Annotated in this window: 13 protein-coding genes and 2 pseudogenes; 12 read left to right on the top strand and 3 right to left on the bottom strand. The window is 53.7% G+C overall.

Features of this window, described 5'->3' with window-relative positions:
• Window positions 1–9 precede the first annotated feature (9 nt).
• From hydA to JCM12308_RS00900, 3 genes and pseudogenes are all read left to right on the top strand, one after another.
• Window positions 10–1,463: pseudogene (gene hydA / locus JCM12308_RS00910) on the top strand (dihydropyrimidinase).
• 212 nt (window positions 1,464–1,675) lie between these two features.
• Window positions 1,676–3,175, top strand: coding sequence for an NCS1 family nucleobase:cation symporter-1 (locus JCM12308_RS00905; protein WP_014285388.1), 1,500 nt, complete (start codon window positions 1,676–1,678; stop codon window positions 3,173–3,175).
• 77 nt (window positions 3,176–3,252) lie between these two features.
• Window positions 3,253–3,540, top strand: coding sequence for a DUF1330 domain-containing protein (locus JCM12308_RS00900; RefSeq protein ID WP_008546710.1), 288 nt, complete (start codon window positions 3,253–3,255; stop codon window positions 3,538–3,540).
• Between the two features lie 76 nt (window positions 3,541–3,616).
• Here the strand turns inward: JCM12308_RS00900 and JCM12308_RS33210 are convergent.
• Both JCM12308_RS33210 and JCM12308_RS00890 read right to left on the bottom strand, forming a co-directional pair.
• Window positions 3,617–5,250: pseudogene (locus JCM12308_RS33210) on the bottom strand (AMP-binding protein).
• A gap of 59 nt (window positions 5,251–5,309) precedes the next feature.
• Window positions 5,310–5,978, bottom strand: coding sequence for a TetR/AcrR family transcriptional regulator (locus JCM12308_RS00890; RefSeq protein WP_008546516.1), 669 nt, complete (start codon window positions 5,976–5,978; stop codon window positions 5,310–5,312).
• Window positions 5,979–6,111: 133 nt separating this feature from the next.
• On the opposite strand from JCM12308_RS00890, the gene dctP reads away from it, so the two are divergent.
• The 7 genes from dctP (at window position 6,112) to JCM12308_RS00860 (ending at window position 12,787) form a co-directional block, all read left to right on the top strand.
• Entirely contained in the window at window positions 6,112–7,143 is a 1,032-nt protein-coding gene (gene dctP / locus JCM12308_RS00885; RefSeq protein ID WP_054782580.1) for a TRAP transporter substrate-binding protein DctP, read from the top strand.
• 18 nt (window positions 7,144–7,161) lie between these two features.
• Window positions 7,162–7,650, top strand: coding sequence for a TRAP transporter small permease (locus tag JCM12308_RS00880; protein ID WP_054782579.1), 489 nt, complete (start codon window positions 7,162–7,164; stop codon window positions 7,648–7,650).
• The gene (locus tag JCM12308_RS00875) at window positions 7,647–8,909 is read left to right on the top strand and encodes a TRAP transporter large permease (protein WP_054782578.1); all 1,263 of its coding nucleotides are present in this window, start codon (window positions 7,647–7,649) and stop codon (window positions 8,907–8,909) included. The genes JCM12308_RS00880 and JCM12308_RS00875 overlap by 4 nt, the downstream gene beginning before the upstream one ends.
• A 12-nt stretch (window positions 8,910–8,921) precedes the next feature.
• A complete protein-coding gene (locus JCM12308_RS00870) occupies window positions 8,922–10,010 on the top strand; it encodes an amidase family protein (RefSeq protein WP_208978150.1) in 1,089 nt (362 codons plus the stop codon).
• A complete protein-coding gene (locus JCM12308_RS32020) occupies window positions 9,895–10,341 on the top strand; it encodes an amidase family protein (protein WP_306303295.1) in 447 nt (148 codons plus the stop codon). The genes JCM12308_RS00870 and JCM12308_RS32020 overlap by 116 nt, the downstream gene beginning before the upstream one ends.
• A gap of 185 nt (window positions 10,342–10,526) precedes the next feature.
• Window positions 10,527–11,897 carry an alpha-glucosidase/alpha-galactosidase gene (locus tag JCM12308_RS00865; RefSeq protein WP_054782577.1) on the top strand — a complete coding sequence of 457 codons (1,371 nt, stop codon included), beginning with the start codon at window positions 10,527–10,529 and terminating at the stop codon, window positions 11,895–11,897.
• A 119-nt stretch (window positions 11,898–12,016) separates the two neighbouring features.
• Entirely contained in the window at window positions 12,017–12,787 is a 771-nt protein-coding gene (locus tag JCM12308_RS00860; protein ID WP_054782576.1) for an SDR family NAD(P)-dependent oxidoreductase, read from the top strand.
• Between the two features lie 28 nt (window positions 12,788–12,815).
• Here the strand turns inward: JCM12308_RS00860 and JCM12308_RS00855 are convergent, their stop codons facing one another.
• Window positions 12,816–13,490 (bottom strand): helix-turn-helix domain-containing protein, encoded by a 675-nt coding sequence (locus JCM12308_RS00855; protein WP_128647298.1) that lies wholly within the window; start codon window positions 13,488–13,490, stop codon window positions 12,816–12,818.
• Between the two features lie 434 nt (window positions 13,491–13,924).
• On the opposite strand from JCM12308_RS00855, the gene JCM12308_RS32015 reads away from it, so the two are divergent.
• Both JCM12308_RS32015 and JCM12308_RS28705 read left to right on the top strand, forming a co-directional pair.
• Complete coding sequence (locus JCM12308_RS32015) at window positions 13,925–14,692, top strand: ABC transporter substrate-binding protein (protein WP_208978148.1); 768 nt, start codon at window positions 13,925–13,927, stop codon at window positions 14,690–14,692.
• A gap of 56 nt (window positions 14,693–14,748) precedes the next feature.
• Complete coding sequence (locus JCM12308_RS28705) at window positions 14,749–15,948, top strand: ABC transporter substrate-binding protein (RefSeq protein ID WP_208978147.1); 1,200 nt, start codon at window positions 14,749–14,751, stop codon at window positions 15,946–15,948.
• The last annotated feature ends 2 nt before the right edge of the window (window positions 15,949–15,950 follow it).

The following is a 15,950-nucleotide window of genomic DNA, read 5'->3' as shown; positions in this document are numbered from 1 at the left end:
GAGACCAAAATGTCTACAGTGATTAAAGGCGGCACGATTGTAACTGCCGATAGAACTTACAAGTCTGATGTCCTCGTAGATGGTGGCAAGATCATCGAAATCGGCGAGAACCTCTCCGGTGACGAAACGCTGGATGCCTCTGGCTGTTACGTCATGCCGGGCGGTATCGACCCGCACGTGCATTTGGAAATGCCGTTCATGGGAACGCATTCCGCAGACAACTTCGAGATCGGCACAAGAGCGGGCCTTGCAGGCGGTACCACCATGGTGGTGGACTTCTGTCTGCCAGCGCCGGGCCAGTCCATGATGGAAGCACTTGCCATCTGGCAGCAAAAATCCGGCGCAGCATGCTCTGACTACTCCTACCACATGGCTGTGACCTGGTGGGGCGAGCAGGTCTTCAATGAAATGCAGGAAGTAGTCGATCGCGGCATCAACACCTTCAAGCACTTCATGGCCTATAAGGGGGCGTTGATGGTGGACGACGACGAAATGTTCGCGTCCTTCCAACGCTGTGCCGCTCTGGGCGCAATGCCACTTGTGCATGCGGAGAACGGTGATGTGGTCGCCACCATGCAGCAAAAACTGCTGGCGGAAGGCAACAATGGACCGGAAGCGCACTCATACTCCCGCCCGCCAGAGGTGGAAGGCGAGGCAGCCAACCGCGCTATCATGATCGCGGATATGGCAGGCGTGCCGCTCTACATCGTGCACACCAGCTGTGAGCAGGCCCATGAAGCCATTCGCCGTGCCCGCCAGAAAGGCATGCGTGTCTATGGTGAGCCGCTCATCCAGCACCTGACACTGGACGACAGTGAATATTCCAACCCAAGCTGGATCATGCCGCACAGCGCGTCATGTCTCCACCATTCCGCAACAAACAGCATCAGGACAGCCTCTGGGCTGGCTTGCAGTCTGGTTCCTTGCAGGTGGTGGCAACAGACCATTGTGCCTTCACAATGGAGCAGAAGCGGTTTGGTGTCGGCGACTTCACAAAAATCCCGAACGGCACCGGCGGCTTGGAAGACCGCATGCCAATGCTCTGGTCAACCGGTGTGCGCACAGGCCGCCTGACCATGAATGAGTTCGTAGCTGTCACTTCCACCAATATCGCCAAGATCCTGAATATGTATCCTAAAAAGGGTGCGATTTTGGAAGGGGCGGACGCAGACATCGTTGTCTGGGATCCGAACCGCTCAAAAACAATCACTGCAGCCAACCAGCAGTCCTGCGTTGAATACAACGTGTTCGAAGGCAGGGAAGTGGTCGGTCTGCCACGCTTCACACTCACCCGCGGCAAAGTCGCGATTGAGGAAAGCACGGTCAAGACTGAACCTGGTCACGGTGAGTTCGTTGGTCGCGAGCCAAATGCTCCGGTCGGCGCAGCTCTGTCAAAGTGGAAAGAAATCACAGCGCCGCGCAAAGTTGAGCGTCGGCCAGAATTGATGCCAGCAGGCGTATAAGCCTGACCACAGAGCGGACGGCGCATCTCCGAAAAGAGGGCACTGGCTTTCGGAACCAGATGCGCCGGGAAGCAAAAATTTAGAGCATGTCGCGGAGTTGCAAAACATTGCGATATGCCATCAGGCCCACGTGGGGTACGCGGGCTGGTCATTAATCGCAGCGGTATTTTTAGAGGGGATCTGCTGCTTTTAAGCTGAGGGGGTAAAACTCAATGTCGGATTCAACTCTAGGCTCAACCGGGAATGTAGTACCGGACGAGTTTGGTATTATCCATCAGGAACTTGTCGGAATTGATGCTGATCTTTACAACGAAGATCAGTTGCCAACCGCACCTGTTGCACGCACATGGAACTGGGTTTCCATTGCCGCGCTCTGGGTCGGTATGGTGGTCTGTATCCCAACCTACTTGCTCGCGTCCTATCTGATTGGCGCTGGCATGAGCTGGGATCAGGCGGTCATGACAATCCTGCTCGCCAACGCAATCGTTCTCATTCCAATGGTTCTGATCGGCCATGCAGGCACCAAGTACGGTATTCCGTTCCCGGTTCTGCTGCGCTCGTCCTTCGGTCCTGCTGGCGCGAAATTTCCAGCTGTTGCCCGTGGTATCGTAGCCTGTGGTTGGTTCGGTATTCAGACATGGGTCGGCGGTTCCGCGATCTACGTGATCCTGAACACGCTCATGGGTGGGGGCCTTGCAGGTGATCCGCTGCCAATCCTCGGCATCAACGCAGGCCAGTTTGCCTGCTTCATGGCGTTCTGGGCACTGCACCTGTACTTCATCAAAAATGGCACAGAATCCATCCGCTGGCTGGAAACCTACGCAGCACCATTCCTGCTCGCAATGGGTCTGGCTCTGCTGGCATGGGCTTACGTCAACGCCGGTGGTTTTGGCGCAATGCTCTCCACTCCAAGCCAGTTCGCTGAAGGACAGCCGAAGGAAGGCCAGTTCTGGTCCGTCTTCTGGCCAAGCCTGACAGGCATGGTCGGCTTCTGGGCAACGCTCGCTCTGAACATCCCTGACTTTACGCGTTATGCAAAGAGCCAGAAAGACCAGTTCATGGGGCAGGCGATTGGCCTTCCAATCCCAATGGCACTGTTTGCGTTCATCGCCTCTGCTGTGACGTCCGCAACGGTTGTGATCTTCGGGGAAGCCATTTGGGATCCAATCGCACTGGCTGAGAAGATGGGCGGCATGAGCATCATCATCGCGCTGTTCGCACTCATTGTTGCAACGCTGACAACCAACCTGGCAGCAAACGTTGTGGCTCCGGCACACGGGTTCTCCAACCTGGCACCAAAAGCCATCAACCTGCGCATGGGTGGTTACATCACCGCAGCGATCGGGCTCGTGATGTTCCCATGGATTCTCGTGAACCACATCATCGGCTGGCTGATTGCATACTCAGCGCTGCTGGGTCCAATCGCAGGCGTGATGCTGGCAGACTACTACCTGCTGCGCAAAACCAAGCTCAACGTGGAAGACCTGTTCAAGCACAACGGCATCTATGCTGGTTCCAACGGCTGGAACTGGGCAGGCGTGCTGGCGCTGGTCATCGGTATCCTGCCAAACCTTCCAGGCTTCCTGGCAGGCGTAGGCCTCACCGGTCCAGCATCTCCACTGTTCGCAACCATCTATACATATGCATGGTTCGTCGGCCTGTTCGTGGCTGGCATCGCTTACCTTGCTCTGGCAAAAATCCTGAACAAGTAACAGCGAACTAAGCTAAATAACGAGAAGAGGGGGCGGCGTATCAAGCGCCGCTTCCTCCTGTTTTAAAGGAAGAGAAAATGCCAAAAGCCTATTGGGTCGCTCACGTCACAGTCACAGATCCGGAGCCATACAAGCTCTACGCAGACGGAGCCTCTGCCGCTTTCAAAAAGTACAACGCCAACGTTCTGGCACGCGGCGGCAAGTTTGAGGATCTGGAAGGCACCAACCATCCCCGCAATGTGGTGATCGAGTTTGCCGATATGGAAACCGCGATGGCTTGCTACAACAGCGAAGAGTATCAGGCGGCCAAGAAACATCGCGAAAACGCTGGTATCGCCAACATCATCATCGTGGAAGGCGCATAACGCACACCATACGAGATGAAACGAAAAAAGCCGCAGCGATCAACTGCGGCTCTTTTTATGTCGTCTGACAGGAAACTTACTTGTCCCGCAGCTCCCGGCGCAGGATCTTGCCCACGGTTGATTTCGGCAGTTCTTCCAAAAACTCCACGTGTTTCGGCACTTTATAGGCCGCCATCGCTTTATGGCAGTACTCCTGAACCGCTTCTGGTGTCACATCCTCACTGCTACGCACCACAAAGGCCTTCACAGCCTCTCCAGTCCGATCATCAGATGTCCCTGCAACGGCCACTTCAACCACGCCCTTGATCTCAGCAATCACTGCTTCAACCTCAGCCGGATACACGTTGAAGCCGGACACTAGCACCATGTCCTTCTTCCGGTCCACGATCTTGAAGTTGTTACGTTTATCCATGATCGCTATGTCACCGGTGCGGAAGAACCCATCCGGGGTCATCACAGCAGCTGTTGCATCCGGTTTGCGCCAGTATCCCTGCATGATCTGCGGACCGCGCGCGCAAAGCTCGCCCGGCTGGCCAAGCGGAACTTCATTGTCCTCCGCATCCAGCAGCTTGATCTCCGTCATCGGCATCGATTGACCAACAGTCTCGGTAAACTCAGTGCTGTCAAACGGGTTCACGGAAAGGATCGGTGACGTCTCACTCAGGCCATAGCCTTCAATGATGTGGTGACCGGTCACCTGTTTCCACTTATCTGAGATCGCCCGCTGAATGGCAGAACCGCCACCCATGGCGAACTTGTAGTTGCTGAAGTCCAGCTCATCAAAGCCCGGTGTATGCAACAGGCCATTGAAGAGCGTATTCACACCGGTAATCACGCTGAACTTCCAGTTCTTCAGCTCACCTACAAATCCCGGCATGTCCCGCGGGTTGGTGATCAGAACGTTCTGCGAGCCAAGCCAGTAGAACGACAGGCAGTTCACCATCAACGCGAAGATGTGATAGAGCGGCAGCGCCGTGATCACGATCTCTTCACCCGCGCGCATAAAGCCATCTGTCGCCGCATCAAACTGCGCAATGTTGGCCACCAGATTGCCATGGCTCAGCGCTGCACCCTTGGAAAGGCCGGTCGTACCGCCTGTATACTGCAGGTAGATCAGATCGCTTGGATTGATTTGCGGTGGCGTAAATTCCAGCTGCTCGCCTTTCGCAAGAACGTTTTTGACCGTCAAACGATCCGCAAATATTTCATGCGCAGGCGGCGAGGGCATATCCACCCCAGTGGCGTCTCCCACATTCGCGATCAGCACATTCTTGATCGGCGTATCAGCAACCACTTCTGCCAGAGTTGGGCTGGAACCTGAGAAAATGAAGATGGTGTCCGTATCCGCATCGTTCAATTGATGCTTCAACTCACGCGGTGTGTAGAGAGGATTGACGTTCACCTGCACCAGTCCGGCGCGCAATATGCCGAACATGATAACTGGAAACGCCAGAATATTCGGCAGCATAATGGCGACGCGGTCGCCTTTTTTCAGGCCCAGCTCATTCTGCAAATAGGCAGCGACTGCGCGTGATTTCTCATCAACATCTTTAAATGTAAGTGACTGACCAAAGTTGGTGAAGGCTACATTATCTGCGAAGCGGCCATTTGCTCCTCAAATATTTCCACGACAGATCTGTAGCCATTCACGTTGATTGGCTTGGTAAATACAGTAGGTGTCCACGCCGGAGCACTAAGTGTATCAGTCATAATTCCTCCCAAAATTAAAACTTATACGAGTATACTACAAAATTCTTGGAGCTTACGCTTTAGGAATATCGGTCATCCTTCAATATCTGATGGATTTTCTCTTTTTGGCTCTCAAACTCTTTTGATGGAGTACGCCCCAGCACGCCCATAGCGGCCAGGAAGAGCATGTCGACCATCGCTTGAGACCCAAAATGGGCAGGGCCTGCATCACGGATCGCCTGATTGGCCGTAAAGCCAGTGATCAGCTGAATCGCCTGACGCACCTGAAGCTCCCAATCTTCAAAAGGGATCTCGTCTTTATAGGGCTCACAGAGGGTCAGAATACGCTCTGCTGTGGCAAGAGTCAGCTGTTGGAATCGCTTCCAGGTTTCAGGCTCTTTGGCGGAAACTTCATGGGCAGCACGGTAAAGCCCGACATTTTCCTGAAGCAGTTGCTGGTTCAGGGCTGTGACAAAGTAAATGGTGCTCTCCAAAGACCCCAACGGGTCCTGCAAGTCTTGAATAAGGCCTTGCGCATGCTCCTCGTATATTTCAAAAAGGCGCTCGAACAACATCTCTTTGTTCTTGAATCGAAAGTAAAAATTGCCCGTTGAAGAGCCCGCGAGTTGAACGATATCTGAAACCCGCGCCCGTGCCACACCTTCCTTGGCAAAAATCGTTTTTGCAGCTTGCAGGAAATTCTGCTCCGCCTCATAGCCTCGTTTTTGTTTTGGCTTATAAGATTTCATTTTACACTCAAACTAGACGATAAGTTCTGTTTTTGATAATGAGAATAGAGTTGCCAAACTATAGCATCTCTCAGGTTGGGGCCACCGATAATAGCAGAATGCATGTGTGATTTGGGAACATATAGGGGGGACGATGAAAATACATGGTTTATTGCTGGGTGCTGCCGCATCTATCGCTGCGTCAGTTGGGGGCGCTGAGGCCGCAAAAGAACTGAAGTTTGCAACAAGTGCACCTCTGGGTACCCCTTGGGTAAAACATGTTGATGCCATCGCCGAAAAGATCAGCGCAAACTCTGACGGTGAAATAAGCGCGAAATTATTTCATGCAGGCCAGCTCGGGACTGAACCTGTGATGGTTCAAAAGACTATTCGCGGACGCATTGATATTCTCGGCTCTTCCATGACAGCATTTTCAACTGTTGTGCCTGAAATGGCCCTCATGGGCGTCCCGTTCCTGTGGGACAGTTACGCCCAGATCGATTGCGCCATGGACAAGCACCTCACAACTGTTTTTGAGCCACTTTTTGAAAAGAAAGGCCTGAAGTTCCTCCAGTGGAATGAACTCGGCTGGATCCACGCATTCGGAACCAAACCGCTGGTCACGCTGGATGATGTCAAAGGCGTCAAAGTGCGGGCCGCTCCTGCAAAATACTCCGCCAACTTCTGGCAGGGCATGGGTGCAAACGGGGTTGTGTTGCCATTGGCGGAAACCCCATCTGCCATCCAGACCGGAATGGTGGAGGGCGGAACACTGCCAGCCATGACCTATGTGGCCATGGGCATGGGCAAATTGGCACCCCATCTCACTCTTTCCGCCCACCTGCATCAGTCTGGCGCGCTCGTTATGAGCATGCGCACCTGGAAGAAGCTGAGCGCAACGGAGCAGGAGAGCATCACCAACGCACTGGTGCCTGTTCAGGGCTTGCGGGATGAAGTGCGCAATATGGCGGACGGCATGGTCGCAGGTTTTCAGGAAAACGGTGGTCACGTCCATAAGCTGTCAGCGGAACAGCGCGAATCTTGGAAGACAGCCGTTGTGCCACTGCGAGAGCAGTTGGTCAGCTCAATTGGTGGTCAGGCAGAAGAAATCTGGCCGAAAATTCTGGAGGCAAGACAAGCTGCACACTTTGACTTGAACCAGAAAGGAAGAGCCCGCCCGTTTTAAGGGCTCTTTTCATTTTGCATGAAGCGATTTTTCCATCTGCTCTACCGCTTTGAAGCGACCTTTGCGGCACTGGCCTACATCATTGTTGTGGTAGCCATGCTGGCAGATGTGGTCGCGCGTGAGTTCTTTGAGACCTCGTTGATGCACAGCAGCAAAATCGCTTTGTTTTCCGCCATATTTGCAGGCATGCTTGGCTTGGGGCTGGCAACGTCCTCCGGCACCCACATCCGCCCCAAGTTCACCGACAATGTGCTGCCACAGGCATGGCAGGGACTGCTGCAAAGACTGGGAGATGTCTTGAGCGGATGTCTCTTTCTGCTTGCTGGCTACATCTCTTTTGAGCTTGTGCGCTCGTCCTATGAGATTGGCTTTCTCGTCCCCGTTGTGGATTGGCCGCTGTGGTGGTTCCAAACCATCATGCCCTATGCCTTCTGCTCCAATGCGCTCCGCCATTTCAGCTTTGCGGTGATGCCTTCGTTGAAACCAGCGGAGGCTGATCTGGAATGAGCACAGCCATCCTTCTCACCCTCTCTGTCATCCTCATGCTGGTCCTGCGCCAGAACCTGATCGTGATCCTGATGGTTCTAGGCGGTGCTGTGCAGTTGCTTTACAGCGACGGCGAGCTGATGTTCATGGCAGAGGACTTTTGGGCTGCACTGGATCGTGAGGCGCTGCTCTCAATCCCGGTCTTCTTGCTCTGCGGGTCCATCATGAGCCGCGGCGCCATCGCAGAACGTCTTGTAAACGTGCTGAAGCAGCTCACCGGCTCGCTGTCCGGCGGACTTGGTGTGGCAACCATCCTGTCTTGTGCCTTCTTCGCAGCGATCTCTGGTTCTTCCATGGTGACCTTGCTGGCGGTTGGCACAGTCCTTTATCCTGCGCTGAAAGAGCAGGGCTACTCAACCCCATACGCCCTTGGAGCGCTCTCCAGTGCAGGCACACTGGGTGTCGTCATTCCGCCAAGCATCCCGATGATCATCTACGGGCTGGTTACAGAAACGTCGATCACCGACATGTTCCTGGCCGGGATTGTTCCAGGTTTGCTGCTCACACTCATTCTGGCCTCCTACTCGGCATGGGTGAACAGAACCATCCCGCGCATTGGCTTTGATCTGGCAGATGCAGGCACCGCCATATCCAATGGCATCTGGTCATTGCTCATGCCAGTCATCCTGCTCGGCGGTATCTATTCCGGCTATTTCACTGCAACTGAAAGCGCGGCCATTGCACTGGCATATGCGCTTGCTGTTGAGCTGTTCATCTACAAGGAACTGACGATGACGCAACTTTGGGATGCAGTCATTCACACCACCCAGTTGCTTGGCGGTCTGCTGCCTATTGTTGCCATCGCCGCAACTCTGAACATGGTGCTGACCACAGAGCAGGTACCGGGCCAGCTGGCAGACTGGTTGTCTGCCCATGTTGAGGAAAAATGGCTCTTCCTGATCGGCCTCAACATCCTGCTTCTGCTGGTTGGTTTCTTTATGGAAATCATCTCGGCACTGCTGATCATGGCGCCAATTCTGCTGCCTGTTGCCGTCGCTTACGGCATTGATCCGGTGCATCTGGGCATCATCATGATCATCAATCTGGAGATTGGTCTGCTTACGCCACCCGTCGGCATCAACCTTGTGGTGGCCTCGCAAGCCTTCAAGGAAAGCTTCTGGACAGTCACCAGATCTATCGTGCCCTTTGTCCTGCTTATGCTCATCGTCCTGCTGCTCGTCACTTTCCTGCCAGAACTCTCCCTGATCTTCGTTAGTTGAGGAACCTGTAAAATGACCGACAACATCTTCAAACTGACAGCTATCGAAGTCGCAACCGCGATCCGCAACCGCCAGATTTCCTGCGCTGAGGTGATCGATCAGCATCTGGCTCGCATCGATGAAAAAGCTCATCTGAATGCAGTGACCACCCGGTATGACGAAAAGGCCCGCAAAGCTGCTGAACTGGCAGATCAGGCCATTGAACGCGGTGATGAACTTGGTCCTCTCCACGGGGTGCCCGTCACCATCAAGGAAAATGTTGATCAGGAAGGCGCCTCAACCAACAACGGTGTCAAAGCCTTTGCAAGCCTGATCGCCAAACAGGATGCACCTTTGGTAGAGCGCCTGAAACGGGTAGGGGCCATTCCCATTGGCCGCACCAACACACCGGAAATGTCGTGGCGCTTCCATACGGACAACGTCCTATTCGGTCAGACGCTGAACCCGTGGAACCCGGCCCTCACACCGGGTGGCTCAAGCGGTGGAGCAGGCAGCTCTCTGGCCGCAGGCATCGGCTACATCGCGCACGGCTCAGACCTTTCCGGCTCTATTCGCCTGCCTGCCTTTTGCTGCGGCGTCCTCGGCCTGCGCCCATCCCATGGCCGCATACCGTTTTACAACGCCACCAGCCCGGCAGAGCGGCCCATGACCATCCAACTGTCTTCCGCTCAGGGCCCACTCGCACGGTCCGTCGATGATCTCAAACTCGCCTACGATGTCATGCGTGGTTATTCCGATCTGGATACATGGTCGCTGCCAGACATGGACGAGGATAAGTCCTATCCCAACACCGTCGCACTCATCACACCGCCTGATGCCGACCCGAAAATCAACGAGGTGCTGAAACAGGCCGGAGAGGCGCTGGCGCAGCGGGGATACAAGGTGGAGAACACCTCCATCGACTTCATTCAGGAAGCCTTCGATCGCTACTCGTCTTTGCTGATCACCGAAGTGGCGCTGCAAAAAGAGACAATCATCGACAAGTTTGCTTCAGAGCAGCTGCGCACCGTATTTGAGTACTACACACAATTGGCACCGCCCATGGACTATCACGCTATGCGCGCGCTTTGGCTCCAGATCTCACTACCACCGCCTGATTGACCAATTTCAACGCAAATATCCCGTAATCATCGCACCCGTTTGCACAAAAAACGCATTTGAGGCAGGTGCCGACGTTAAATCGGTTGGGAGCCTTGAAGAGATCATAAAAACAACTACTTACCTCGGATCGATGAATTTCCTCGACCTGCCGTCAATGAGCATCCCAAGCAAAGAAAAACACCAGGGTGTTCCAATCGGCATCCAGCTTATTGGCCCGCGTTACGGCGAAGAGTATTTATTCAAAACTGCTAAAGTACTGGAGCAAAACGGCTTTATCTCTTCACAGCTGGCAGGTGAAGACGCTGCGTCAAGTATGGCCGATACTGCGTAACTTCCCTCATTTGCCGCGGTTTCCGGAAATTTAGAATAGAAAACGGGAAGAAATAGACGCCGCCGACCCATAGGTTTTGCTCAAAGGTGAGCTGCAGGACGTTCGTCTCAAGGCTTTCCGGTTATCCCCTCAAGAACTATGCAACCTGAAGCGCTGGCGAGCTCTTCGGGAAATGGGAGAAAAGCATGGCCCGAAACCCCAAAATTACCTTTGTTGGTGCCGGTTCGACCACCTTCATGAAGAACATTATCGGCGATATCCTGCAGCGTCCGGCGCTGTCTGGAGCACACGTTGCTCTCATGGATATCAACGAAGAGCGCCTTGGTGAATCTGAAATCGTTGCTCGCAAACTGATTGCGACACTGGGAGTGAGTGCAACCGTCTCTACCCACACCAACCAGATGGAAGCCCTTGATTCCGCTGACTTTGTTGTGGTTGCCTTCCAGATCGGCGGCTACGAGCCGTGCACTGTAACCGATTTCGAAATTCCAAAGAAACACGGCCTGCGCCAAACCATCGCCGACACCCTCGGCATCGGCGGCATCATGCGCGGCTTGCGCACCGTTCCGCACCTCTGGAGCATCTGCGAAGATATGCTCAAGGTTTGTCCGGAAGCGGTCATGCTGCAATACGTGAATCCGATGGCGATCAACACCTGGGCCATCGCGCAAAAGTACCCACAAATCAAACAGGTAGGCCTCTGCCACTCTGTTCAGGGTACGGTGAAAGAACTGGCCCACGACCTTGATCTGGATCCTGCAAATATCCGCTATAGATGCGCAGGTATCAATCACATGGCGTTCTATCTGTATCTGGAAGAGATCAAGGAAGACGGCACTTTCGAAGACCTCTACCCACGTCTGATGGAAGGCTACCGCGAAGGTCGCTATCCAAAGCCCTCCACTTGGAACCCCCGTTGTCAGAACGTCGTGCGCTACGAAATGCTCACCCGTCTCGGTCACTTCGTGACTGAAAGCTCAGAGCATTTTTCCGAGTATGTTCCGTGGTTTATCAAGCGTGACCGTCCTGATCTTCTGGAGAAATACTCCATTCCGCTCGATGAATATCCGGTTCGCTGCGTAGAGCAGATCGAACGCTGGAAGTCTCAGGTGGAAGACTACAAGAACGCCGAGAGCATCGAAGTGGAACGCAGTCAAGAGTACGCCTCCACCATCATGAACTCCATCTGGACCGGCGAACCATCCGTAATCTACGGGAACGTTCAGAACAAAGGCTACATCACTTCACTGCCTCAGGATTGCGCGGTGGAAGTGCCTTGCCTTGTTGATCGCAACGGCATTCAGCCAACGCATATCGGCAAACTGCCTCCACAGTTGGCTGCACTAATGCGCACGAACATCGGCCCGCAGGAGCTTACAGTTGAAGCTCTCATGACCGAGAACCGTGAGCATATTTATCACGCTGCCATGCTGGATCCGCACACCGCAGCGGAGCTGGATCTGGAGCAGATCTGGGCAATGGTGGACGAGCTTCTGGAAGCGCACAAGGACTGGTTGCCAGCATGGACGCAGAAGCAAGTGCTTGAAACTGCGTAAAAAGAACCTGTGCTTGTTAGAGTAACGCGATGACATAAGCGGTTGTCTGGAACGAGGCAGCCGCTTATGTATATTCTGATATATCAAAGAAGAGTGCCAAGCACTCCCTGGGGGAACAAATGTCTGGGAATGTCACCTTTCATGATCTGAAGGACGCAAGTGTATTCATCACGGGCGGTGGAGCAGGGATCGGCGCAAGCCTCACTGACGGCTTCATGCAACAAGGCGCCAAAGTCGCTTTTGTGCAGCGCTCTGATGCTTCTGAGTTTGCCGAGCAGATGAAAGAAAAGCACGGCGTCGCACCTTTGTTCATCAAGTGTGATGTTACCGATGTAGATGCACTGCAGGCTGCCATCAAACAGGCTGAAGAAGCGCATGGCCCAGTCACCGTGCTGGTCAACAATGCTGCAAACGACACCCGCCATAATCTGGAAGAGTTCACGCAAGATCAATGGGATGCGTCTATGAACGTGAACCTGCGCCCGCACTTCTTCACCGCTCAGGCAGCAGCAGCTGGTATGAAAGCAGCAGGTGGTGGATCAATCATCAACTTCTCCTCCATCTCCTACATGATGGGCAACGCAGGCTATCCGGCCTACGAGACCTCCAAAGCAGCGATCACCGGCCTGACCCGCGCACTGGCCCGAGAGCTGGGACCAGACAATATTCGCGTCAACGCTTTGATGCCGGGTTGGGTGCTCACACAGCGCCAGAAGGACCTCTGGGCAACGCCAGAAGACCTGAAGGCGCATCTGGGCCGTCAGTGCCTGAAAGAACATCTGGAGCCAGACGATATCATTGAAGCAACACTGTTTTTGGCGTCCAAGGCCAGCCGCATGATGACCAGTCAGGCACTTGTGATTGATGGTGGTGTCGTCGTTACTGGCTAAAAGCAAAGAGCGGGTGGGAAACTGCCCGCTATATTTTTCCGATGTTACGCGCCTGTTTGCGAAAAGCTGCAGGCGACGTGCTGAAGTGGTTCTGAAACGCCTCATAAAAGCTTGAAAGCGAACGGAAACCGGAGTCCATGGCGATGGACAAGATCTTCATTTCAGACTCTGCAAGCAACATGCGCGCATGTGAAAGTCGCACGCGGGTCAGATGCTCCTTGATAGGCAGCCCCACAATGCGCTTGAACAGCGTCATCGCATGACTTGGCGATAAGCCAACAAATTCAGCAACATCGGTGACGGAAATATCGGAGGTGTGGTTCTCGGATATGAACCGCAACATCTCCTCAACATGCAGCATGGATTTCCCGCGCCCCACCACTGTGCTCGACTGACGGTAGTCATGATGCAGCGTGTTCCAGCCATCTAGTGCCAGTCTGGTAAAGCGCGACGAGATCTCACTCAACACCAGCTTGCGCCAGTTGATGTCATCTCTTTTGAACTCGTTAGCCCAATGTCCAAAGCGAACAGCATCAATCGGGCAGGGCGCCTTGTTGCAAATCACATCTCCGGAAATGAGCGCATCTGTGATGCGTGTTGGCAGCCCCCACTGCAAGATTTGTGCAAAGGAGATGTAAAGGTTGACCATATCACCATCACCGCGGACATCCACAACACCGTGCGGCGCAGCCCCCAGAAACAAATCATGTAACCGGGATGTACCGTCACATGACTTCCCGAGAAGGAATAGTCCATTTCACAGTTGATCAGGAAGTTTACTTCAATAGAAGCATGGTGGTGGTACGGTCTTTTGGAGAATACATGAGGTTTATGACGCATAATTAGGAAATTATCTGTCGAGGGGATAACGCTCTGGTCCAGATATTGGCGATATAGATCGTCGCTAATACTCAATTATACATCCTCCTCTTACGTCAATATTCAAAGAGCCTGATGAATCGATATTTATACGAGAGTTCGGCTCTCTGTATTCTCCCATGTGTATAGTATAGAGAAATACGCAGTTTAAAAGCATCTACGAAGAAAATCGGAATTTTTGAGTAGAAAGCCGGAGGAAAATGAACTGCACCGGTGGCCATGATGGTGTTGGGAGTAACGTAAAAGGGGGAGGAATTGATGTCTTCAACAAACCTTGTGTCTAAAATTTGCTTAGCTGCAGGCGTAAGCCTCTGCGCTGTCATGGCAAGTTCGGCACTGGCCGATAAGATGCCGGTTGAGCAGTCCATGTCCACATTGGAATATGAGCTGCTGTCGCGCGGTGATCTGTGGACCTACAAAAAGCTGGATGGGTACAGCGAAGCACCATTCCTGAATGATCTGGTCAAAGCAGGTAAGCTGCCACCAGTCGAAGAGCGTTTACCAGCAGAACCTCTCGTCATGAAAACCATGGCAATGTCCGACGGCATCGGCGTTTACGGCGGCGTATTCCGCCATGTGATCGGCGGTCGTCCAGAAGGCTGGAATTGGCTCGCTGGTCAGCATCAGGGCTGGGGTGGCATTAACATGGCCGTTCAGGAATGTCTGGTTCGCAACGGCCCGCTTTGGCAGGTTAAGGCAGAAGAACAGTCTGGTCCGCTGCCAAATCTGGCCAAAAGCTGGGAGTGGAGCGAAGACAGGACCGAGCTGACCATGCATCTGGTTGAAGGCGTCAAATGGTCAGATGGTGATCCGTTTGATACAGAAGACATCCGCTTCTGGTGGGAAGACAACGTTCTGGATGAAAACGTTGCATCCCGTTTACCAAAAGGCGGTCTCGGCGATGGCACCACTCTTGAAGTGATTGATGCTTACACATTCAAGTTCACCTTCACCAAGCCGCAAGGCCCGGAAATTCTGAAGTCTCTGGCTTACATTCAGGCTGCCCTGGACCAGCACACGCTCTGAAAGCAAAGCATCCGAAGTACAACAAAGATGCATCCTACCAAGAATACCGCAACGCAATGCCAGCTGATGCGGTGCCACCTGCCGTGTTGGGCGCTTGGGTGCCAGTGCGCCACAAAGCCGATGAACTGGTCATTCTGCGCCGCAATCCGTTCTACTGGAAAACGGATGAAGCCGGCAATCAGCTGCCTTACTTGAATGAAATGCACTTCAAGCTGACCACATGGTCAGACCGCACGACACAGGCAGTAGCGGGCACCGGTGACTTCTCTAATATGGAAAATCCGGGCAATTACGTGGAAGCGCTCAAACAGACCCTTTCTGCAGATGCGCCGGTTAAAGCCAACTTCGGCCCTCGCGTCCTGTCCTGGCGACTGGAGTTCAACTTCTCTGAGACCAACGGCGTTCAGGATGAAGTCGACGCAGAACTGCGCAAGTTCTTTAGAAACAAAGACTTCCGTGTCGCTGTCAGTCATGCGCTAGATCGTCAGGCAATAGGCCAGTCTGTGGCTCGTGGTCCGTTCATGTATCCGTACTCCGGCGGCTTCTCCAGCGGGTCTCCGTATTACGACTACGACAGCACGGTCTACTATCCATATGATCTGGCAAAAGCCAACGCCATGCTGGATGCTCTGGGCCTGAAAGACACAGATGGCAACGGCATCCGTAACATGCCGGGTACTGGCGCTGATCTGGAAATCGATATGATGACCGATCGCCAGCAGGTAACGGACAAAAAACAGGCCGACGCTGTCATCCTGATGCTGGCAGAAGCAGGCATCCGCGTCCTCATCCGCAACGTGGATGTAATCGACACAGCTTCCAAGAGCGGCGACTTCAATATGTTGATCCGCCGTAAGGAATGGAACCTGCCGACCCGTGAGACCTGCTATCAGCTTCCAATTGCCAACAGCTGCCCATCACGGCACCTGCCGGGCTCAGATGGCTCACGCAATCTGATGGACTTCGAAGTTGAGATGGTCGACGCCTACAACACCATCCTGTCTAGCTGGGACGCCGTTGAAGCAGCTGAAGCTGCCAAGACAATCCAGCGTCTGTGGACCGAAAATGCCTACACCATTGGCACCGTTCAGGCTCCTGCTGCGCTTCTCGTCAACAAGCGCATCAAGAACGCTCACCCAGGCACACCAGTCAACATGTTCGAATGGGCAGAAGACGGTGTGGTGCGCGAGCGCCTCTGGACACCAAAGGATCAGCAGTTGAAAGAACTCCTCCCAGGAACAATCGCTGAATACTAAGG

Source organism: Pseudovibrio denitrificans JCM 12308 (genome assembly GCF_001310815.1).
Taxonomy (GTDB): Bacteria; Pseudomonadota; Alphaproteobacteria; order Rhizobiales; family Stappiaceae; genus Pseudovibrio; species Pseudovibrio denitrificans.
Note: the sequence above shows the minus strand (reverse complement) of the source record. Positions and strands in the feature narration are given on the sequence as shown.